Origin of the sequence: Rhizobium nepotum 39/7 (assembly GCF_000949865.1) — a bacterium.
Classification (GTDB): domain Bacteria; phylum Pseudomonadota; class Alphaproteobacteria; order Rhizobiales; family Rhizobiaceae; genus Agrobacterium; species Agrobacterium nepotum.
On the sequence record NZ_JWJH01000007.1, the window covers coordinates 160,574 to 183,198 of the forward strand.

Annotated in this window: 13 protein-coding genes; 8 read left to right on the forward strand and 5 right to left on the reverse strand. The window is 60.3% G+C overall.

The features are described 5' to 3' along the window. Positions 1–39 precede the first annotated feature (39 nt). Both RS75_RS09030 and RS75_RS09035 read right to left on the reverse strand, forming a co-directional pair. Positions 40–756, reverse strand: a complete 717-nt coding sequence (locus RS75_RS09030) for a FadR/GntR family transcriptional regulator (RefSeq protein WP_045019448.1) — start codon at positions 754–756, stop codon at positions 40–42. 118 nt (positions 757–874) lie between these two features. After that, a complete protein-coding gene (locus tag RS75_RS09035; protein ID WP_045019450.1) occupies positions 875–2,320 on the reverse strand; it encodes an FAD-binding oxidoreductase in 1,446 nt (481 codons plus the stop codon). Positions 2,321–2,518: 198 nt separating this feature from the next. On the opposite strand from RS75_RS09035, the gene denD reads away from it, so the two are divergent. The 4 genes from denD to RS75_RS09055 all read left to right on the forward strand — a co-directional run bounded on the left by denD (position 2,519) and on the right by RS75_RS09055 (position 7,298). After that, positions 2,519–3,505 carry a D-erythronate dehydrogenase gene (denD, locus tag RS75_RS09040; RefSeq protein ID WP_045019452.1) on the forward strand — a complete coding sequence of 329 codons (987 nt, stop codon included), beginning with the start codon at positions 2,519–2,521 and terminating at the stop codon, positions 3,503–3,505. Further along, complete coding sequence (locus RS75_RS09045) at positions 3,502–4,404, forward strand: NAD(P)-dependent oxidoreductase (protein WP_045019454.1); 903 nt, start codon at positions 3,502–3,504, stop codon at positions 4,402–4,404. The genes denD and RS75_RS09045 overlap by 4 nt, the downstream gene beginning before the upstream one ends. 9 nt (positions 4,405–4,413) lie before the next feature. Further along, positions 4,414–6,198, forward strand: coding sequence for an IlvD/Edd family dehydratase (locus tag RS75_RS09050; protein ID WP_045019456.1), 1,785 nt, complete (start codon positions 4,414–4,416; stop codon positions 6,196–6,198). Positions 6,199–6,323: 125 nt separating this feature from the next. Beyond that, the gene (locus RS75_RS09055; RefSeq protein WP_045019458.1) at positions 6,324–7,298 is read left to right on the forward strand and encodes a threonine ammonia-lyase; all 975 of its coding nucleotides are present in this window, start codon (positions 6,324–6,326) and stop codon (positions 7,296–7,298) included. 2 nt (positions 7,299–7,300) lie between these two features. Here RS75_RS09055 and RS75_RS09060 read toward each other — a convergent pair whose 3' ends face one another. After that, positions 7,301–8,404, reverse strand: coding sequence for an NAD(P)/FAD-dependent oxidoreductase (locus RS75_RS09060; RefSeq protein ID WP_045019460.1), 1,104 nt, complete (start codon positions 8,402–8,404; stop codon positions 7,301–7,303). Between the two features lie 231 nt (positions 8,405–8,635). Between RS75_RS09060 and RS75_RS26870 the strand changes: the two genes are divergently transcribed. Further along, entirely contained in the window at positions 8,636–8,779 is a 144-nt protein-coding gene (locus RS75_RS26870) for a hypothetical protein (RefSeq protein ID WP_084686663.1), read from the forward strand. A 71-nt stretch (positions 8,780–8,850) separates the two neighbouring features. On the opposite strand, the gene RS75_RS09065 is transcribed toward RS75_RS26870, so the two are convergent. Further along, positions 8,851–10,032 (reverse strand): M20 aminoacylase family protein, encoded by a 1,182-nt coding sequence (locus RS75_RS09065; protein WP_045019462.1) that lies wholly within the window; start codon positions 10,030–10,032, stop codon positions 8,851–8,853. A 571-nt stretch (positions 10,033–10,603) separates the two neighbouring features. Between RS75_RS09065 and RS75_RS09070 the strand changes: the two genes are divergently transcribed. Further along, positions 10,604–19,099: a GH36-type glycosyl hydrolase domain-containing protein gene (locus tag RS75_RS09070; RefSeq protein WP_045019463.1), complete on the forward strand. Its 8,496-nt coding sequence runs from the start codon at positions 10,604–10,606 to the stop codon at positions 19,097–19,099. A 401-nt stretch (positions 19,100–19,500) separates the two neighbouring features. Here RS75_RS09070 and RS75_RS09075 read toward each other — a convergent pair whose 3' ends face one another. Further along, positions 19,501–21,264, reverse strand: a complete 1,764-nt coding sequence (locus RS75_RS09075; protein WP_084686734.1) for a glucan ABC transporter ATP-binding protein/ permease — start codon at positions 21,262–21,264, stop codon at positions 19,501–19,503. A 337-nt stretch (positions 21,265–21,601) separates the two neighbouring features. On the opposite strand from RS75_RS09075, the gene RS75_RS09080 reads away from it, so the two are divergent. Continuing rightward, complete coding sequence (locus tag RS75_RS09080) at positions 21,602–22,339, forward strand: LuxR family transcriptional regulator (protein ID WP_045019465.1); 738 nt, start codon at positions 21,602–21,604, stop codon at positions 22,337–22,339. A gap of 62 nt (positions 22,340–22,401) precedes the next feature. Then, the gene (locus tag RS75_RS25550) at positions 22,402–22,575 is read left to right on the forward strand and encodes a response regulator transcription factor (RefSeq protein WP_084686666.1); all 174 of its coding nucleotides are present in this window, start codon (positions 22,402–22,404) and stop codon (positions 22,573–22,575) included. Positions 22,576–22,625 lie beyond the last annotated feature (50 nt).

Below are 22,625 nucleotides of genomic sequence, written 5' to 3' on the forward strand. Positions count from 1 at the left end.
CTGTCTTATAGCTTTGCCGTTCGTACCTCTGTTCGCTGCTCAGAAGATATCCAGTTCCAGATTTACCCGGCTTGCGGCACCCAGCAGATGCCTGCGCATGGCATCCTTGGCCGCAGTTGCATCGGCGTTCTCGACAGCGTCGTAGATCGCCACATGTTCGGCGATAGTCACCTTGAGAATCTCGCCGAAAACAGCACGGGAGAAGGCGATGTTGATGGCTGAACTGATGCGTTCCGCAATGAAACCGAGGAACATCAGGAAATATTCGTTCTGCGTCGCTTCCGCCAGAATGCGGTGGAAGTCGAGATCGGCCGCAACGCCCTCCGTCGACCAGTCGTCAGCGGTTTTCATCTTTTCCAGCGCCGCCGCCAGACGCGCCAATTGCTGGGGACTGCGGTGAAGTGCTGCGAGACCTGCGGCCTCGATTTCCATCGGCATGCGAAGCTGGAAGAGATCGCGGAAATTTTCCGGATCGTTCAGGCGGGACCGCTCGATGCGGATGGACAGTCTCTGCCGGGGATCGGTTACGAATGCACCCACGCCTTGGCGCGTTTCGACAAAACCCTCATTGCGTAATTGCGCGATTGCCTCGCGAATGACCGAGCGGCTGACACCGAAGGTTTTCGCCAAGACATGTTCTGTCGGCAGCCTGTCGCCCGGCCCGAGTTTCGAATCATTGATCTCGCGGGCGATCTCCGCAGCGATCCGGCCGGGCAGATGGTCGTTGCGATGTATCTGATTGAACTCCAGCGTCATGATTGCTCCCGTTCCACAGAAACGATTGGTTCGTTTTTCCCGCGGCAGGCGACTTCCTCCTTCGCCGCCAGCGGGGTTTTCAAAGGCGGCGCGTTCGTCCGCCTTTGCTATTTTTCGATTAGCTATCCGGTTGCAAGCTTATCTGGCAACCGGGATTCATCCGCAAATCCGGGTCGAAGGCGTTTTTCAAACCCGTGATCATCCGGCGCTGCACATCAGATAGCCGGCTTTCGAAATCGGAACGCTTCAGGCGGCCGATGCCATGCTCGGCGCTGATGCTTCCGACATAACGGTCGAGGACGTCGTTGACGAGCGTTTTAGACTTGTAGATGAACGTCTCGCGCTCTTCCGGCGTCGCACCGTTTGGCGGCAGCACGTTGAGGTGGACGTTGCCGTCTCCGACATGGCCATAGGAAACCGCGAGGCATTCCGGCAGCTTTTCCGCCAGTTCTGCTTCCGCTTCCGCCACGAAAGCCGCGAGTTTCGACAGCGGCACCGAAATATCGGTGCGCATATGGCTGCCGCGCAGCGCCTGGCCTTCATTCATGCCCTCACGGAACAGCCAAAGCGATTGCGCCTGTGCCCGCGAGGAGGCGATGACGCCATCCAGCACCAGACCGTCTTCCATGACGCCCTCGAGGAAGCGTCCCATCAGATCGGCGGTATCCACCAGCCCGGAGCCGGAAATTTCCATCAGCACATAGGCCGGATAATCGCCGGCGATCGGCATTTTGAGGTCGGGTATGGCTTCGATCGCAAGCGTGAAGGCGACGGGCGGCATGAATTCGAAGGCGGACATCAGGTCGCAGCATTCGCGGCGGGCGCGGCGGTAAAGCTTGATGGCGTCATCCAGCGAATTGAGGCCGAGCAGCGCCGTCTCGACATGTTCGGGATTGGGATAAAGCTTGACGGCCACCGCCGTGATGATGCCGAGCGTTCCTTCAGCGCCGATGAAAAGCTGCTTCAGGTCAATGCCGCGATTGTCCTTGCGCAGCGTCGACAGCCCGTTCCAGATGGTGCCATCAGGCAATACCACTTCAAGGCCCAGCACCAGTTCGCGGGTCATGCCGTAGCGCAGGACGTTGATGCCGCCGGCATTGGTGGAGACGTTGCCGCCGATGCGGCAGCTGCCCTGTGCGCCAAGGGACAGCGGGAAGAACATTCCCTTGTCCTGAACCGCATCCTTGAATTCCGAGAGAATGCAGCCGGCTTCGACGACAGCCGAAAAATCGTCGCTGTCTACGGTGCGGATGGCGTTCATGCGTTCCAGGCTCAGCACGACCTGACGCTTTGGCGCATCGGGAATGCCGCCAAGCACCAGTCCGGTATTGCCGCCCTGGGGGATGATGGAGAGGCCGAGTTCTGCACAGGCGTGAACCGTGTCGGAGACTTCCTTGGTCGAACGGGGACGAATGACGGCCACGGCCGAACTTGTGACGTCGCCGTGCCAATCGCGGCAATAGCGCAGCATGTCTTCCTGCGACGTCAGCAGCAAAGCTTCGCCCAGCCTGTTTTTCAGCGAGAACCGCAATTCCTCGATATCGTGTTCGCTCACGATCGTCATTCCACCCTCTCCGTCCAATCCGCCCTAGATACCCGGACAAGGGTCTTTCGCCTTGCTTTTACCGGTTTGTGAAAAAATACTATTTTCAATCAAATCATATAAGGTTATCAGACAACCTTACAAGCTAATTTATCGGCCCATAAGCCGATGGTGTTTTTTCGGTCTCGGGAGAATGACCGGGCCAAAGAGGAGGAAGACATGCATATCGCAATCATCGGCGCCGCCGGCATGGTTGGCCGCAAGCTGACGCAGCGTCTGGTCAAGGACGGATCGCTTGGCGGCAAGCCGATCGACAGGTTCACGCTTATCGACGTGTTCCAGCCTGAGGCGCCCGCCGGGTTTTCCGGTGCGGTCGATGCGCGCGCGGCCGATCTGTCTGCGCCCGGCGAAGCCGAAAAGCTGGTCGAAGCCCGCCCAGATGTCATCTTTCACCTCGCCGCCATCGTGTCCGGTGAAGCCGAACTCGATTTCGACAAGGGTTACCGCATCAATCTCGACGGCACGCGTTATCTCTTCGACGCGATCCGCATTGCCAACGGCAAGGACGGTTACAAACCGCGCGTTGTCTTCACTTCGTCGATCGCCGTGTTCGGTGCGCCGCTTCCCTATCCGATCCCGGATGAGTTCCACTCCACGCCGCTGACCAGCTACGGAACGCAAAAGGCGATCTGCGAGCTGCTGCTCTCCGACTACAGCCGTCGCGGTTTCTTCGATGGTATCGGCATTCGCCTGCCGACCATCTGCATTCGTCCCGGCAAGCCCAATGCGGCTGCCTCCGGTTTCTTCTCCAATATCCTGCGCGAGCCGCTGGTCGGCCAGGAAGCGGTTCTGCCGGTACCGGAAAGCATTCGCCACTGGCACGCCTCGCCGCGCTCCGCCGTCGGTTTCCTTCTCCACGGCGCGACGATCGATGTGGAAAAGGTCGGCCCGCGCCGCAACCTGTCGATGCCGGGTCTCAGCGCCACCGTTGGCGAACAGATCGAAGCGCTGCGCAAGGTTGCTGGTGAAAAGGCCGTTGCCCTCATTCGCCGCGAACCGAACGAGATGATCATGCGCATGTGCGAAGGCTGGGCGCCCGGTTTCGAAGCGAAGCGCGCCCGCGAACTGGGCTTTACGGCTGAAAGCTCCTTCGAAGAGATCATTCAGGTTCATATCGAGGACGAACTGGGAGGTTCACTGAAATGAGCGTCAACCGGGAGGAGGAGAAGCGGTCCGTTGCCTTTATCGGCACGGGCCTGATGGGCGGGCCGATGGCCCGGCGTCTGCTGGGCGCGGGCTTTTCGGTCTCGGTCTGGAACCGCAGCGTCGAAAAGGCTGAGGCGCTGGTTGCCGATGGCGCGGTTCTGGCGGCATCGCCGGCAGAAGCTGCCAGGGGCGCCGATATCGTCATCACCATGCTGAGCGACGGCAAGGCCGTTGGCGAAGTGCTGTTCGAGGCGGGTGTAGCCGAAGCGCTGGAAAAAGGCGCTGTTGTGATCGACAGCAGCTCGATTGCGCCGCCGGTTGCGCGCGAACACTCTTCCCGACTGGAGGCATTGGGCATTCATCACGTCGATGCGCCGGTCTCCGGCGGCGTGCCGGGCGCAACTGCGGGCACGCTCGCCATCATGGCCGGTGGGGACGAGGCGCTGGTGTCCGGTCTCTCGGATGTCTTCGCGCCGATGGGCAGACTTACCTATGTTGGCCCCTCGGGTGCTGGCCAGCTCTGCAAGCTCGCCAACCAGCAGATCGTCGCCATCACCATCGGCGCGGTTGCCGAGGCGATGATGCTGGTGGAAGCGGGCGGTGCATCCCGCGAGGGGTTCCGCAATGCCATACGCGGCGGTTTTGCTGAAAGCCGGATCCTGGAACTGCATGGCGAACGCATGGTGAAGCGCAATTTCGTGCCGGGCGGCCCTTCCAAGTTCCAGCTCAAGGATCTGAACGGCGTGTTGGCGACGGCGAAGGATCTGTCTTTGACATTGCCGCTGACCCAGCAGGTGACGCGCGAATTCGATGACTTCGTTGGGGACGGCGGAGCCGATATCGACCATAGCGGCATTCTGCTTTACCTCGAAAAACTCAACAACCGGGAACAGGGCTGAGGCGGTCTCATGAGCGACGACAAGACATTGGCAAGACGCCTGCGATCGCAGGACTGGTTCGACAACCCTGACCATCTCGACATGACGGCGCTCTATCTGGAGCGCTTCATGAATTACGGCGTGACACCGGAAGAGTTGCGGTCCGGCAAGCCGGTGATCGGCATCGCCCAGAGCGGCAGCGACCTGACGCCCTGCAACCGGGTTCATGTGGAGCTGGTCAAGCGGGTGCGCGACGGTATCCGCGATGCGGGCGGTATCCCGATCGAGTTTCCGACCCATCCGATGTTCGAAAACTGCAAACGCCCAACGGCGGCGCTTGACCGTAATCTTGCCTATCTCAGCCTTGTCGAAGTGCTTTACGGGTATCCGCTCGACGGCGTCGTTCTGACCACCGGCTGCGACAAGACCACGCCTTCGGCGCTGATGGCGGCAAGCACGGTCGATATCCCGGCCATCGTTTTGTCCGGCGGGCCGATGCTCGACGGATACCACGACGGCGATCTGGTCGGTTCCGGCACTGTCATCTGGCGCATGCGCCGTAAATATGGCGCCGGCGAAATCACCCGCGAGGAGTTTTTGCAGGCGGCGCTCGAATCCGCTCCGTCGGTCGGTCATTGCAACACCATGGGCACGGCCTCGACCATGAACGCCATTGCCGAAGCGCTCGGCATGTCGCTGACCGGTTGCGGCGCTATCCCCGCCGCTTACCGTGAACGGGGCCAGATGGCCTATCGCACCGGCCGCCGCGCCGTCGAGCTGGTCGTCGAGAACATCAAGCCCTCCGATATTTTGACGCGCGAGGCATTTTTGAACGCGATCCGCGTCAATTCGGCGATTGGCGGCTCCACCAATGCCCAGCCGCATCTGGCGGCCATGGCGAAACATGCGGGCGTGGAGCTTCGCGAAGAGGACTGGCAGGTTCACGGTTACGACATTCCGCTGCTCGCCAACGTTCAGCCCGCCGGCAAATGGCTGGGCGAGAAATATCACCGTGCCGGCGGCACACCGGCCATCATGTGGGAGCTTCTGCAAGCGGGCAAGCTCGATGGAAGCTGTCCGACCGTGACCGGCAAAACCGTGGCGGAAAATCTTGATGGCCGGGAATCGACCGACCGCGACGTGATCCTGCCCTACGACAAGCCGCTGAAGGAACGGGCCGGTTTCCTCGTTCTCAAGGGCAATCTGTTCGATTTCGCCATCATGAAAACGAGCGTGATCTCGGCGGAATTCCGGAAGCGTTATCTGAGCGAGCCGGGTCGCGAGGGAGTTTTCGAGGGCAAATGTGTGGTGTTCGATGGTTCGGAAGACTATCACGCCCGCATCAACGATCCATCCCTCGATATCGACGAGCGCACCATTCTCGTCATTCGCGGTGCGGGGCCGCTTGGCTGGCCAGGCTCGGCGGAAGTCGTCAACATGCAGCCGCCGGACGCGCTGTTGAAAAAAGGCATTACCAGCCTGCCGACAATCGGCGACGGCCGGCAATCTGGAACGGCGGATAGTCCGTCGATCCTCAATGCCTCGCCGGAAAGTGCTGCTGGTGGCGGTCTCGCATGGCTTCGCACGGGCGATGTGATCCGCATCGATTTCAATCAGGGCCAGTGCAATGTGCTGGTGCCGGATGCGGAAATAGAGATCCGTAAAGCTGACGGCATTCCCGCCGTGCCTGCGGATGCCACACCATGGCAGCGCATCTACCGTCAATCGGTGACCCAGCTTTCGGACGGGGCGGTTCTGGAAGGGGCAGCCGATTTCCGCCGGATTGCCGAGAAGATGCCACGGCACAATCACTGACAAGGCACTGACTGACCACGATGAAAAATCCCCGGCCAGGACCGGGGATTTTTCTTGTCCGGATGGTTTCGCAATTGATTGCGACCTCCTAATGTACCCGCGAATTCGCATCACAGGGGCAGGGCATGACAGATATTTCGATGATCGAGGCGGCGCGCATGCGTATCGGCAAACATGCGGTGCGGACACCGCTTCTATCGTCGCATTTTCTGGACGAGATTGCCGGGCGAAAGCTTTTCGTGAAGGCCGAGTGCCTGCAAAGGACGGGTTCCTTCAAGTTTCGCGGCGGCTGGTCGGCGGTATCAGGCCTGCCGGACGACGTGCGTGCCAAGGGCGTGATCGCCTTTTCCTCCGGCAACCATGCGCAGGGCGTGGCGCTTGCCGCCCGGATGCATGGAGTGCCTGCCGTCATCATCATGCCGTCGGATGCGCCGAAGATCAAAATCGACAATACCCGCGCCTATGGTGCGGAAGTGGTTCTCTATGACCGCGAGAACGAAGATCGCGACGCCATCGGAGATCGCATTTCTCGCGAACGTGGGCTGACGCTGATCAGGCCCTATGACGAACCGCTGGTCATTGCCGGGCAGGGGACGGTGGGGTTGGAGATTGCCGAACAGGGCGCGGAGCTAGGTGTTGATGAGGCCGAGGTTCTGGTGCCCTGCGGTGGCGGTGGCCTCACCTCCGGCATCTCGCTTGCGCTTGCCGCGAAAGCTCCGGATCACAGGGTCAGGACCGCAGAGCCAGAACATTTCGACGACGTCGCGCGCTCGCTTGCGGCGGGCAGGATAGAGCGCAATGCGACGACCTCCGGTTCGCTCTGCGATGCAATCGTTACACCGCAGCCCGGTAACATCACCTTCCCGATCATGTCGCAGCTTTGTGGAAAAGGCATTGCAGTCACCGAGGAAGAGGCGCTGCGGGCGATGGTTCTCGCCTTTAACCGGCTGAAGATCGTCGTCGAACCGGGTGGTGCCGTGGCTCTGGCGGCGGCCCTGTTTCACGGCGACGAGCTAGAGAGCGAAACGGTGATTGCAGTCGCCTCCGGCGGCAATGTCGATCCGGGGATCATGGCGAGCGCGCTTTCCCGCTTCGGCTGAGATCAGGCCTCCAGCCGCGCCGCGACCTCATTGGCGATCGCGAGCGATGCGGTCAGGCCGGGGCTTTCTATGCCGAAAAGATTGACGAGGCCAGCAAGGCCGTGTTTTTCCGGCCCATCGATGCGGAAGTCCATGGCCGGTTCGTCGGGTCCTGAAATCTTCGGGCGGATGCCGGAATAGGCCGGGATAAGTGCGTGTTCGGGCAGGCCTGGCCAATAGCGTCGAATCGCGTCGCCGAAACCTTCCATGCGTCGGGGATCGACAGCGTAATCCATGGTGTCCACCCACTCCACGTCAGGTCCGAAACGGGCCTGACCGGCAAGATCGAGCGTCAGGTGCACACCAAGGCCGTGGGTATGCGGCGCGGGGTAGATGAGCCGTGAAAAAGGCGACTTGCCGGTGAGCGAGAAATAGCTGCCCTTGGCGAAACGCGCCTCCGGTATCGCATGTTTCGGCAATCCTTCGATCTTTGTTGCCGCTATCGGCGCCAGAAGGCCGGCAGAATTGATGAGCAACCGGCACGTCAGGCTGAGAGGCTCTTTCCCACCCACATGAACCCTGAAACCCTCGCGGGTCGCTTCCGCCGTTTCGAAGGGTGCGTTGAGGGCAAGGGCTGCGCCGTGATCTTCCGCGTCGCCGAGCAGTGCCAGCATGTAGCCGTGGCTGTCGATGATGCCGGTCGAGGGCGAGAGCAGGGCCGCCACGCAGGTGAGCGCAGGTTCGAGCAAGAGCGCCTGCCGCCTGTCGATCAGCTCAAGGTCGTCGCAGCCATTGGCATGACCCTTGTCCTTAAATGCGGCCAGCAGAGCCGTTTCAGCTTCATCTGCCGCCACGATGAGTTTGCCGCAGCGGCGGTGCGCAACGCCGTGGCTTTGGCAGAAGGCATAGAGCTGCTTTTTGCCCTCGACGCAAAGGCGGGCCTTGAGGCTTCCGGAAGGATAATAAAGTCCGGCATGAATGACCTCGCTGTTGCGGGAGGAGGTCGCGGAGCCGAATTCCCTTTCGCCTTCGAGGATGATGACGGAGAGGCCATGCATCGCCAGCTCGCGGGCCGTCGCCAGTCCGATCACCCCGGCTCCGATGATGATGGCGTCGATATCCGTCATTGTCCCTATCCAAGCCCGCCGATGGTTTTGAACGGAAATGCCGTCCGCCGCGTTGATCCTGCGCAATGGGTAGATTGATGCTTTCCATGGGGCAAGTCGCGATCCGTATTTTTCCCGATGCGACGATCTTATGGAATTTTATCTCTACTGAAACAGTGGGGAATAAAGCTATTCTCTAGGGGAAATGAGCAATGCCCGCTTTGACGGGCCGAGCAGGAAGGGAGTTGTACAATGTCTTATTCCAAGGCAGGAAAAGTAAAAGACTTTGTCGCGCAGCCCCAGTCACCGCGCAACTGGAGAGATTCGGTTCATGCGGCTCTTGTCGGCGTGTGCGTGGCTTTTGTCGCCGCCGTCATACTCGGTCTCGTTCCCTGATCCTCCCAGTTTTTCCTCAGGTAACTTGAGAATAAAAGGCCGGTCGCTCCTCCGACCGGCCTTTTTTACGTTTATCGCGCCTTGAGATAGTCCTCTGCCAGATCGACCCAGAAAGCGGTTCCAATTGGCAGGATATCGTCGTTGAAGTCGAATTTCGGATGATGCAGCGGCGGGTCGTTGTCGGTGCGCGCTGTGCCCAGGAAGAAATAGCAACCGGGTCGTTTCTCCAGCATATAGGCGAAGTCTTCCGCGCCCATCGATGGGCGTTGCATTTCGGCTACCTTTTCAGGCCCGGCAAAACGGCGGGCGAGATCGGTGACATAGTCCGTTTCCGCCCTGTGGTTGACGGTTGCATTGTAGCCGCGCTCGTATTCGAGCGTGACGCTCATGCCGTAGCTGGCTGCCTGGCCTTCGGCTATCGCCCGGATGCGTTTTTCCAACTCGTCGCGCACGCCCGCATCGAAAGAGCGGATGGTGAGCAGCATTTCCGCCGTTTCGGGAATGACATTGCTGGCCACACCGGCATGAAATGCGCCCACGGTGACGACGGCCGACAGTTGCGGATGGATATTGCGGGACACCACCGTCTGCAAGGCCATGATGATGCTCGCGCCGGCAACGATGGGGTCGGCGGCATCCTGCGGTTCGGCGCCATGGCCGCCATATCCGTTGACGGTGATCTTGCATTCGTCGACAGCGGCAAGGATCGGCCCGTCGCGCAGGACGAATTGTCCGAAGGGCAAGCCGGGATCGTTATGGAGGGCAAAAACCGCATCGCAGGGGAAGCGCTCGAACAGTCCATCCTCGATCATGATGCGGGCGCCGCCGAAATTCTCCTCCGCCGGCTGGAAGATCAGATGCAGGGTTCCATCGAAATTCCTGCGTTCGGCGATAATCTTTGCCGCTCCCAGGAGCATGGCCGTGTGTCCGTCATGGCCGCAGGCATGCATCACGCCCTGGTTGGCGCTGGCATAGTCCGCCCCGGTTTCCTCATGGATCGGCAGGGCATCGATGTCGGCGCGAATGCCGAGCGTGCGTGTGCTGTCGCCATTGCGCAGGGTCGCGACGATGCCGGTTCCGGCAAGCCCGCGCGTCACTTCGTAGCCCATTTCCACCAGCTGTCCGGCAATGAAATCGGACGTCTGGAACTCGGAAAGGCCAATCTCGGGATGGCGGTGCAGATGGCGGCGGATCGCCACCACATCCGGCATATGATTGGCAAAGGATGCGATGTTCGCGGTCTGTATGGTCATTTTCGAAGTCCCTGGTTACGCCGCTTTTTTCCGGCGCCTTTTGCAAAGGGCATAGCAGCATATGCGGATGCATGTAAGGGTGTTCCCGGGGCCGGAAGGCCCTGAAATTCAGCGCTTGCATCGTATCGCGACAGGTGGCATGGAACTATTGACGTCCTGGGGCATTAGCTTTTTTCGGATGTGGCGCAGGCCTTCTCGGTCTCGCGTTGCCTTCAGGTGTCAAAGGGGGACTATCGGACGTTGCGCGAACAATTTTCGCCGTGGGGGAAGGTGCGAAATCCGGTTGGAACGGCTTTGCCGGGCCATAGGCTGCAATTTTCCTGTCGTCGAAAACCCCTTGTTTGCACCGATCCCCGACTTTGCAAGGATATCGGGCGGATTGCGCAACAAAATGCCGTGCTTGCGGATATTCATCGTTTGACGATCCGCTTTGCTAGGCGTCCTGTCCGGTTCACCCAAGGTTCAGGATAAGTCGTAAATATAGCGTGGCCTGATTTCGTGCGTGTTCCCGCCACGGACGAGATGCCGGTCAAGTCGAACAAGTTTCCCTAAAGTTCAGAATACGAGCCCGATGTCATTTCATATCACCCCGACCGCCGCCGCCCGTGATTCCGAGACGAAGCAGATCGATCACAACGATTCGATCCGCGCGTCCTATATGACGGTCGAGGAACTGCATGATGCCGGCGCCGCGCTTTCCCGCGACGGTGCCGACAATCTTCCCGGCTTCATGGAGTTCGATTTCTTCGAGCGCCATCGCGAGAACGAGAAGGAAATCCTGCGGGTCTACCGCACGACGGCCGTCGACGCGGAAAATGGCGCGACGATAACGCCGGCTGCGGAATGGCTGCTCGACAACCACTACGTCATCGAAGAGGCGATCCAGGAAGTCCGCCGCGATTTTCCGCGCAAGTTCTATCGCCAGCTTCCGACGATGACGGTGGGCGGCGTGACGATCCCGCGGGTGATGGCGCTTGGCTGGCTTTATGTCGCACACACGCACAGCACGGTTTCGCGCGAGAACATGACGGCGCTGGTGGATGGCTACCAGACCTCGAAGACGCTGCAGATCGGCGAATTGTGGGCGTTGCCCTCCATCATCCGTTTCGTCCTCATTGAAAATCTTCGCCGCATTTCCATTCGTGTGGAGCGCTCGCGCCGCATGCGCCAGAAGGCGAACGAAGTCGTCGACGAGATCATCCGGCTCAACGATGCGGAAGCCTCGGCAGCGCTTCTCAAGCAGGTTGATACGCTGGTCGACGATCCGACTTTCGCGACGCAGTTCCTCTATCGCCTGAGAAACGGCTCCCAGACATCGGGTTTTGCGGTAGCCTGGCTCGAAGAGCGCCTGCATGCTGCGGGAACCGACGCCGAAAACGTCATGATGTCGGAACATAATCGCCTGGCATCCGGCAATGTGACGATGGGCAACATCGTCAAGAGCCTGCGGGAGATCGACGATACCGAATGGTCGGTCTGGTTCGAAGAAGTCAGCCATATCGACAAGGTCCTGCGCGCTGAAACCGACTACGAGATCCTTGATTTCGGTTCCCGCAACACCTACCGCAACACGATCGAGCTTCTGGCGCGCCGTTCTCCCAAGACCGAGGTAGAGGTCGCGCGTGCCGCCGTTGAAATGGCGCGCTCTGTCGAGCCCGTCGAGGCGGTTGAAAACCACCGGGTCAATGTCGGCTCCGTGCTCGTCGGTCAGCGCCGGTTCGAGCTTGAAAAGGCGCTCGGTTATCGGCCGCTTGCATCGCAACATATCGTTCGGTCGATGCGCAAGTTCAACTGGCTCGCAATTGCCGCGCCGGTGTTTCTCATCACTGCGCTCGTCATGCTTGCGGTCGGCTGGTTCCTGGCGGAAGCGGGCATGCCCTGGTACGTGGTGGCCGCATTCCTGCTGATGTTCGCATTGCCCGCCTCGGAAGGCGCAACGGGCCTCTTCAACACGCTCGTCACCTTCTTTGTGAAGCCGTTCCGGCTGGTCGGGTACGAGTTCAAGAACGGCATTCCGCAGGATGCCCGCACGCTGGTCGCCGTGCCGTGCATGCTGACGAGCCGCGACAGCGTCGACGAGATGATGCGCAATATCGAGGTGCATTATCTCGCCAATCCGCATGGCGAGATTTACTTTGCGCTGGTCAGCGACTGGCGCGATGCGCAGCATGAGCAGTCCGGCGACGACCTGGAGATTCTCGAATACGCAAAGCGTGAGCTTGCGGCACTGAACAGCCGTTATGCCTTTGACGGCAAGACGCGTTTTTACCTGCTGCATCGCCGCCGCATATATAATTCCGCCGAAACCTGCTGGATGGGCTGGGAGCGCAAGCGCGGCAAGCTGCATGAACTGAACATGCTGCTGCGCGGCGACAAGGACACGACATTCCTCGGCGGCGCAAACATCGTGCCGGCTGATGTTAAATACGTCATGACGCTGGATGCCGATACGCGCCTGATGCGCGATGCGGTGACCAAGCTCGTCGGCAAGATGCATCACCCGATCAACCGTCCGGTAATCGATCCGCAATCCGGCCGGGTCGTGGAAGGCTACGGGCTGCTGCAGCCGCGTGTGACGCCGTCGCTCACGACAGGCAAGGACGCATCCGTCTTCCAGCGTGTCTTCTCGATCAATCGCGGTATCGATCCTTACGTCTTCACGGTTTCCGACGTTTATCAGGACCTGACGTCCGAAGGCACATTCACCGGCAAGGGCCTTTATGACGTGGATGCCTTCGAGGCGGCTCTAAAGGGCCGGATCGAGGAGAATTCCGTTCTTAGCCACGACCTTCTCGAAGGTTCCTTCGCGCGCTGCGCGCTGGTGACCGACGTGGAGTTGGTGGAGGATTTTCCGACCCGTTACGAGGTGGAAGTCTCGCGCCAGCATCGCTGGGCGCGTGGCGACTGGCAGCTGCTGCCCTATATTCTCGATCGTGTCCGGGGCGTTACCGCCATCGGCCGCTGGAAGATGGTCGACAATCTGCGCCGTTCGCTGACGCCGATCGCCTGGTTCTTCGCCTCGATCCTCGGCTGGTATTTCATGGATCCGCTCGGCGCGCTGATCTGGCAGATCCTGCTGATCTTCTCGCTGTTCGTCGCGCCCACGCTTTCCCTGCTCTCCGGCCTCGTGCCGCGCTCCACCGACATCGTGCCGCAGGCGCATTTCCATACCATCTGGTCGGAAATCCGCGCCACCAATGCGCAGGTGGCGCTGCGCATCGTCTTCATTGCCGATGCCGCCTGCATGATGACGGATGCGATTGTCCGTTCGCTTTACCGTCTGCTCGTCAGCCGCAAGCTGATGCTGGAATGGCGCACCGCCGCCAGCATCCAGTCGAGCGCGCAGGGCAGCATCATCGACTATTACCGTCAGATGTGGCATGCGCCCGTCGTGGCGATGCTCGGCCTTCTGTTTGCGGCGTTGCCCGGCGACAATGCCTTCCTGATCGGCATTCCCTTCACACTGCTCTGGGTCCTGTCTCCTGCCGTCGCCTGGTATGTCAGCCAGTCTGCGGAAACCGAAGACCGCTTGTTCGTTTCGGAACACGTCTCCTTCGAGCTTCGCAAGATCGCGCGCCGCACATGGCGTTATTACGAAGCCTTCGTGACGCCGCAGGAAAACCACCTGCCGCCGGACAACTTCCAGGAAACGCCGGAGCCGATCGTCGCCTCGCGCACGTCGCCGACCAATATCGGCGTCTACCTGCTCTCCGTCATTTCGGCGCGCCAGTTCGGCTGGATCAGCTTTGCCGATACGCTGGAGCGGATCGAAAACACGATCGAGACCGTCGAGAAGATGGAGAAGCATCGCGGCCATCTCTACAACTGGTATCATACCGACACCTTGCAGACGCTCGGTCCCCGCTACGTTTCGGCGGTGGACAGCGGCAATCTCGCCGGTCATCTGATTGCGGTCTCGTCTGCCTGCCGCCAGTGGGCGGAGGCGCCGTCGGCGCATCTTCAGGGCAATCTGGACGGTATCGGCGATCTCGCCGGCATTTTGCAGGAAACGCTGAAAGAATTGCCCGACGACCGCAAGAACCTGCGGCCGCTGCATCGCCGGCTCGAAGAGCGTATCATCGGTTTTTCGAATGCCCTGGCGTCCGTCAAGCGCGAGCATGAATTCGCATCGATCCGCGTCATCAATCTCGCAGTGCTTGCCCGCGACATCCAGAAACTCGCCACCAACGTCGATCACGAGGTGCAGTCCGAGCAGAGCGCGGAAGTGACCCGCTGGGCGCAATTGCTGGTGGAATGCTGCGAGGCGCATATTTCCGACAGCGCCATCGACCTCACCAACATGGAGCCGCTGCGCCAGCGTCTGGCGTCGCTACGCGACCGCAGCCGCAACCTTGCCTTCTCGATGGACTTCACGTTCCTTTACCGCAAGGACCGCCGTCTTCTGTCGATCGGTTACCGTGTTGAAAGCAAGGAGCTGGACGAGGCCTGCTACGACCTTCTGGCTTCCGAATGCCGTCTGACCAGTCTGTTCGCCATCGCCAAGGGCGATCTGCCGACCGAGCACTGGTACCGTCTCGGCCGTCAGGTCGTGCCGATCGGCGCACAGGGCGCGCTGGTCTCCTGGTCGGGTTCGATGTTCGAATATCTGATGCCGCCGCTTGTCATGCAGGAGCGTCAGGGCGGCATTCTCAACCAGACCAACAATCTGATCGTCAAGGAACAGATGAACCACGGCCGCCGTCTCGGCACGCCATGGGGCATTTCCGAAGCTGCGTTCAACGCCCGCGATCACAACATGAACTATCAGTACACCAACTTCGGCGTGCCGACGCTCGGTCTCAAGCGCGGCCTTGGCCAGAATGCGGTAATCGCGCCCTATGCGTCGATCCTCGCCAGCCAGTACGATCCGGATGGCGCGCTGGAGAACCTCGACAAGCTGCGCAAGCTTGGCGCGCTCGGTCAGTACGGTTTCCACGATGCGGTGGATTTCACGCCGACGCGTGTGCCTGACGGCAAGGTCTGTGCGGTGGTCTACAATTATTATGCCCACCACCACGGCATGTCGATTGCGGCCGTCGCCAACGTCGCCTTCGACGGCGTGCTGCGCGAACTTTTCCATTCCGATCCCGTGATCGAGGCTGCCGAGTTGCTGCTTCAGGAAAAGGCGCCGCGCGAAGTGCCTGTCATGAGCGCCAAATACGAGCCGGAAACTCCCGGCAAGGAACAGGCCGACCTGTTACGTGCGGAAGTGCGCTCCATCGCCGACCCGGCCGCGCGCGACCGCGAAGTGGTGTTCCTCTCGAACGGCCATTATTCGACGATGCTGACCTCAACGGGTGCAGGTTATTCGAAGTGGAACGGCCAGGCGATTTCCCGCTGGAAGGCGGATCCGACCGAGGATCGCTGGGGAACCTTCATCTTCCTGCGCGACACCACCAATGGACAATGGTGGAGCGCCACGGCCGAGCCACGTGTCATCGAAGGCGAAAAGACCAAGACGATCTTCACTGACGACAAGGCCGAATTCCACAAAACGACCGGCGATCTGCAGAGCGTGGTCGAATGCATCGTCGCCACCGAGCACGATGCCGAAGGCCGTCGCGTCACGCTGCTCAATGTCGGTTCCGAGGATCGCTACATCGAAGTGACCTCCTATATGGAGCCGGTCATTGCGTCGGAAGACGACGACAACGCCCATCCGCTGTTCTCGCGCATGTTCGTGCAGACGGAGATCGGCCGCCGCGGTGATGTCATCCGCGCCTGGCGCAATCGCCGCAGCCCGAACGAACCCGGCACCATCATCGCGCATCTTGCCGCCGATAATGCCGGCCCGTCGCGTCCGACGGAATTCGAGACCGATCGCGCCAAGTTTATCGGTCGCGGCCGGTCGATCGGTGAAGCGGCGGCATTCGATGCCGGTGCTACGCTTTCGAGCACCGACGGCTTCACGCTTGATCCGATCCTGTCTTTGCGCCGCACCGTGCGCGTGCCGGCGGGCAAGAAGGTGAGCGTGATCTTCTGGACGATTGCCGCGCCGAGCCGCGAAGAGGTCGACAAGGCGATCGATCGTTATCGCCATCCGGATGCATTCGCCCATGAACTCGTGCATGCCTGGACGCGCACGCAGGTGCAGATGCGCCATGTCGGCGTCACGTCGCAACAGGCTGCGGCCTTCCAGCATCTCGGCCGTTATCTGACCTATCCGGACATGCATCTGCGTGCGGATTCGGAAACCCTGAAAACAGGTCTCGCTTCGCAGCGGGCGCTGTGGCCGCTTGCCATTTCGGGCGATTTCCCGATCTTCAGCCTGCGCATCAACGACGATATGGATATGGATATCGCCCGCGAAGCGCTCAGCGCGCATGAATATCTGCGCTCGCGCGGGGTCATATTCGATCTTGTCATCGTCAACGAACGGGCAGCATCCTACGCGCAGGACATGCAGCATGCGCTGGATCACATTTCGGAGGCGCAGCGCCGCATCAATCCAGCCGATGGCGGCCGGCCACATGTGTTCTCGGTGCGCCGTGACCTGATGGATGAAGAGACCTGGAGCGCGCTTCTGGCGGCGTCCCGCGTCGTGCTGCACGTGCGCAACGGCAAGATCGTCGACCAGATCAACCGCGCAGTATCGCTTTTTGCGGCGCATCGCGGTCCCGACGGTACGGTCGAGGCTGCGCTGGCCCGTCTGCCTGTGCCGGCCTTCCCTGTCGCGGAGCCTGTCGAGGATGCGGGCGATCTCGATTTCTGGAACGGTTTTGGCGGTTTCGCCAAAAGCGGACAGGAATATGTCGTGCGCCTGCATGGCGGGCAATCCACGCCACATCCGTGGATCAACGTCATCTCGAACGAGAGTTTCGGTTTCCATGTGTCGGCAGAAGGTGCGGGTTTCTCCTGGAGTCGCAATTCGCGCGATTATCAGCTGACACCCTGGAGCAACGATCCGGTCATCAACCGGCCGGGCGAGGCTTTCTACGTCGCTGACGTGGAAACAGGAAAGCTCTATACGCCACTCGCCGCATTGTCGCGCGATCCGGAAGCCCTCTTCGAAGCCCGTCATGGTCTCGGTTACTCCGTTCTGACCGGGGTGGCGGACACGCTGGAAATCGAGGTGACGCAGACGGTCGATCGTGAAAAGCCGGTGAAGTTCTCGCAGCTCATCGTCCGCAACAAGGGTTCGAAAAGTCGCCGCCTGAAGGTCTATGCCTATGTTGAATGGGTGCTTGGCAATAACGGCCAGAAATCCGCACCGTTCATTCTGAGCAGGCACTATGCCGACAGCAATGCGATTTTCGCTTCGAACCCCTATAGCATCGACTATAGCCCCCGCACCGCCTTCCTGACGCTCGACAGCGAGGTAAGCGGCTTCACGACCAGCCGGCGGGAATTCATCGGCCGCTTCGGCTCGGCGCAGGCCCCGCAGGGCATTGTGTCCGGCGCCGCGCTCAGCGGCAGTACCGAGGTCGACGGCGATCCCTGTGCTGCGCTGATGCAGGAAATCCATCTGAAGCCCGGCGAAGAGCGGCATATGACCTTCATTCTCGGCGATGCCGACAATGCGGAGGCGGCGGCCACGCTGGTTGGGGAGGTCCGCAAGACGGATTTCCAGTCGGTGCTGGAGGGCAGCAAGGCATTCTGGACCGGCTTTACCGGCCAGTTGCAGGTTTCCACGCCCGATGCCGGCTTCAACCACATGGTCAATAACTGGCTGCCCTATCAGGCGCTGGCGTGCCGCATCCTGGCCCGCACGGCCTTTTATCAGTCGAGTGGCGCCTTCGGCTTCCGCGACCAGCTTCAGGATACGCTGGCCTTCCTGCTCTACCAGCCGGATCTCGCCCGCAGCCAGATCCTGCGTGCGGCAGGCCGCCAGTTTGCGGAAGGCGACGTGCAACACTGGTGGCTGCCGTTGACAGGTGCTGGCGTCCGCACGACGATCTCGGACGACGTGGTCTGGCTCGCCTATGCGATCAACCAATATGTCTCGGCCACGGGCGATACCGCCGTCCTCGATGAAAGCATCCCCTTCATAAAGGGTCCGGCTTTGATGCCGGGACAACACGATGCCTTCTTCCAGCCGGAGACAAGCGAGAGGTCCGCAAGTCTTTACGAACATGCGGCGCTGGCGCTCGATCTCGCCATCCATCGCACCGGCGAAAACGGTCTGCCGCTGATCCTTGGCGGTGACTGGAACGACGGCATGAACCGCGTCGGCGTCGGCGGCAAGGGCACCAGCGTCTGGCTCGGCTGGTTCCTGGCCGGAGCCTTGCGTGATTTCGTCGAGATCGCCGAGAAGCGTGGCGATACCGACCGTGTCGGCAAATGGGCGGCGCATCGGGAAAAGCTGCGTAATGCTCTCGAAACGGCGGGTTGGGACGGCAGTTACTACCGTCGTGGTTACTTCGATGACGGCACGCCGCTTGGTTCTGCCACCAGCGAGGAATGCCGGATCGATTCACTTGGCCAGAGCTGGAGCGTACTTTCCGGCGAAGGCGAAGAAGGCCGGTCACGGCAGGCGATGGACGCCGTGATGGAGCATCTGGTCGACGAAAAGACCGGCATCATCCGTCTGTTCACTCCACCCTTCTCGAGCGCTCCGCACGATCCGGGCTATATCAAGGGATATCCGCCGGGTGTGCGCGAAAACGGTGGACAATATACCCATGCGGCGACCTGGGTGGTTCTTGCCCTTGCACGGCAGGGCCGCGCCCAAGAGGCCTGGAACTGCTTCAAGCTGCTCAACCCGGTCAATCATGCGCTTGATGCGTCATCGTCCGAAACCTATAGGGTCGAACCCTATGTGGTGACTGCGGATGTTTACGGTGAGGGCGCCTATGCGGGCCGTGGCGGCTGGAGCTGGTATACGGGTTCCGCCGGTTGGCTCTATCGCGCCGCGATCGAGGGCATTCTCGGTATCACCCGAACCGACGGCAAGCTTCATATTGCGCCTTCGCTGCCGGAGGACTGGAGCGGTTTCTCGGTCAAGATCACGCTCGACGGAAAAGCAAAGGACATCGTCGTCAGCCGCAAGGCCGGCACGGCGGAGGTCTCCGTGTCCGTCGACGGCAAGCCCCTGTCGCCCAAAAATCGGGTGATCCCTTTCGACTGAGTGGGCAAGCTTCTACTTGATTCGTATCAGGCCTCCGCGGTGACGCAGGGGCCTGATTTTTTTATGGGGTGTGTTTATGTACGGCGCTGTTTTGGCGTGGGTACTTTTGGCCTCTGTTGTCTCCGCTGGCCTTTAGTCCCCAAGCAAGGATCTCGCACTAGGTGCGGCCTCTATGACGACAAGCAGGCTTCTTTCGAAGCGATGTTTTGGCAGAGGGATTTCACAGGGCGATATTCGGTCGCTGGATGGCCGAATATCGTGGGCCAGCACGGAGTTACAGGCGATGCCTGCTCTATTGACGTGACCTGTGCATGGCGCGTCGTAAAATCTCAGGAAGCGGACAAAGAAAAAGGGCGAACAGCATGCTGTTCGCCCCTTTCGCATTCCGAAAGATAAGAGCCTCAGGAGGCAATGGCCTTTGGCCGGGGCTGGCCTTCATCATCCGTCAGCAGACCGCTGGTGCGCAGCAGCGAGGTGAAGCGTCCGCCACGCTGGCTAAGCTCATCGAACGTCCCCTTTTCGATGATACGGCCCTGATCGAGGAACAGCACGAGATCGGCGTCGCGAACCGTGGAAAGACGGTGGGCGATGATGAAGGTGGTGCGGTTCATTCTGAGCGCATCCACGGCGGCCTTCACGCGTGCTTCCGTTTCCACGTCCAGCGCGCTGGTTGCCTCGTCGAGGACCAGAATGGGGGCGTTCTTCAGGATAGCGCGCGCAATGGCGATGCGCTGGCGTTCGCCGCCGGAGAGGCGATTGCCGCGTTCGCCCACCTGTGTCAGGTAGCCGGTGATACGGCTGTCGATGAAATCCGTTGCCGCCGCCGCTGCCGCTGCCTCCACCACTTCCGCATCCGTGGCCGATTCACGGCCGAGGCGGATGTTTTCGCGGATGGAGCGGTTCAGCAGGCCGGCATCCTGGAACACCGTGGCGATGGAGTTGCGGAGCGAGTTCTTCGTCACGGTCGAAATATCGGTGCCGTCTATCAGAATCTGGCCGGAATCCGGGTCGTAGACGCGTTGCAGGAGGTTGATGAGCGTGGTCTTGCCCGCACCCGTCGGCCCGACGATCGCAATGGTCTCGCCGGCTTTGGCCGTGAACGAGACGTCGTGAACGCCCTGCTTGGTATTGGCGAAACCGAAATTGATGTTGCGGAACTCCACGGTGCCGGAAACATTGGACAATTCGCGGGCGTCGCCGGGTTCTTCCCGTTCCTTGACGGAATCCTCCAGCACGAAGAAGTCTTCGAGCTTGGCGCGGGCTTCGAAAATCTGGGTCACGAACTGACGCATCTGGTCGAGCCTGCCGATGAGAAGATTGGCGAAACCGATGAAGGCGATGACGTCGCCGACGCGCAATTGGCCGCTCTTCACCAGCACGGTGCCGATGACAAGGATGATCATCATCGAAACGGTGGAGGCCGTGCGGTTCAAGGCGCTCGCGAAAGCCCACCAGTCGAGCACCGGGTATTGGGCGCTCAGCAGCTTTTCGGTGAAGGATTTCAACGCTTTCGTTTCAGCTTCGATGCGGTTGTAGCTGTGCAGGACCGATACGTTGCTGATGGAATCGCTGACATGCGCAAAAACGCTGTGATAGTGCTCCTCGACAGAGGCCTGGCCGTCCTTGGTGCGGCTCATGACCCACTTGCCGATAAACCAGTAGATGATGCCGAGGCCGATCAGAACGAAGCTGAGGCGCAGGTCCATGGACATCGCCGTCGGGACAAGCAGCGTGAGCGCCACGAAGGTGGCCAGATGGGTGCGCATGAATTCCAGCCACAGGCCGAACAACGTCTCGCTGGCGCGCAGCAGCGTGTGCAGCGCGTTCGAGGTGCCGCGCAGATGGTGCCAGGACAGCGGCATCGAGATGATCCGCCCGAAGGCTTCCGTCAACAGCGAAGCGCGGCGGCCATGCGCCAGCCGGTCAGCCTCGCGGGCGACCGCGACATAAGCCACGGTGTTGAAGACGCCGAAACCCGCCCACAGGATGAGGATGGAGGTGACATCGGAGCCGGAAGAGATGGCGTCGATGATCCGTCCGAACAGCACGGGTTCGGCAATGGTGATCGCCGCAAGAATGACGTTGGCGATGACAACGACCACCACCCGCCACTTATGTACGGTCAGATAGCGCAGAGCGCGTGTGTAAACCTGAAACAAGGTCAAATTTTCAATCCAGTCCAGCGTCTTTTCGAACGGTTGATTGTTCGGTCTCAATGCAATGGTTTTTTAGCAAGGTTGCATGAGACGGCGAAATTTGTGTAATTATCGCTCTTTCTGTCTGAATGGCGGCTTAACAAATCGAGCGCGCGTGCGAACCGAGAAAAAACCGAACCCGATGTTTTCCGGGCCTGCCGTCACAAGATTTTGCATGTTCGTTTCAGGGATTGCTAACGACGATATGTTCAGTCTGAACCGACCGGCGCCCGGGTAACATGACGTCCTCGCGGGACCACGTCCTTCATGTCATCCCTTTCAAGCCAAGCTCCGGGCATATGTCTTTATGCATGATATTCTTCACTTCATCTCTGCGTGCTACCAGGCGGGAAATGCCGACCGTGTTCGCTCCGAATTTGCAGCGCTCATTCGCGAATACGGTTTTGAATATTTCCTCGTCAGCCGGCGGATGACCGGGGAGCTTGCCTCCACCGGCCAGATTCTCGCACAACATCTCCCGGAAGGCTGGATCGAGGTCTACAGGGCCAAAAAATACAATCTCGTCGATCCCGTCCGCAAGGTGATCGGCATGGTGCACAAGCCGTTTCGGTGGAAAGAGGCGCTCGAGGGTCTGCCTCGCGCGATGCACCGGAAAAGGGCGAACGTCTTTTTTCACGATGCCGGCCGTTACGGTCTTCAGGGCGGTTATGCCTTTCCCGTGCATGGACGTGCGGGATTTATCGGCGCGGTTTTCATCGGCGGTCAGGATCGGCAATTGCCCTCGTTGCAGGTCGAGCTGCTCGATGCAGCGACGCGCGCGGTGTTCTGGCGCCTGCTCGATCTCTCGGGTCAAACCCATAATCTCAGCAATGTGCCGAATGTTTCCGCCCTGGAGCTTACAAGGCGGGAGATGGAGGTTCTGACGTTGATGGCTGATGGCATGACCTCGACGGAAATTGGACGCCAGCTATCGATCTCCAACCACACGGTCGATTGGTACATCAATGGAATCCAGCGGCGGTTCAGCGCCAAGAACCGCCAGCATACCGTTGCGCTCGCCTTTCGCAATGGCTTGCTGAGCTAGCGCAAACAGGACAGTTCCCGCCGGAATTGCCCTTCCCAAGGCCGGGTTTNACAAGGCGGGAGATGGAGGTTCTGACGTTGATGGCTGATGGCATGACCTCGACGGAAATTGGACGCCAGCTATCGATCCCCACCCACACGGTCGATTGGTACATCAATGGAATCCAGCGGCGGTTCAGCGCCAAGAACCGCCAGCATACCGTTGCGCTCGCCTTTCGCAATGGCTTGCTGAGCTAGCGCAAACAGGACAGTTCCCGCCGGAATTGCCCTTCCCAAGGCCGGGTTTT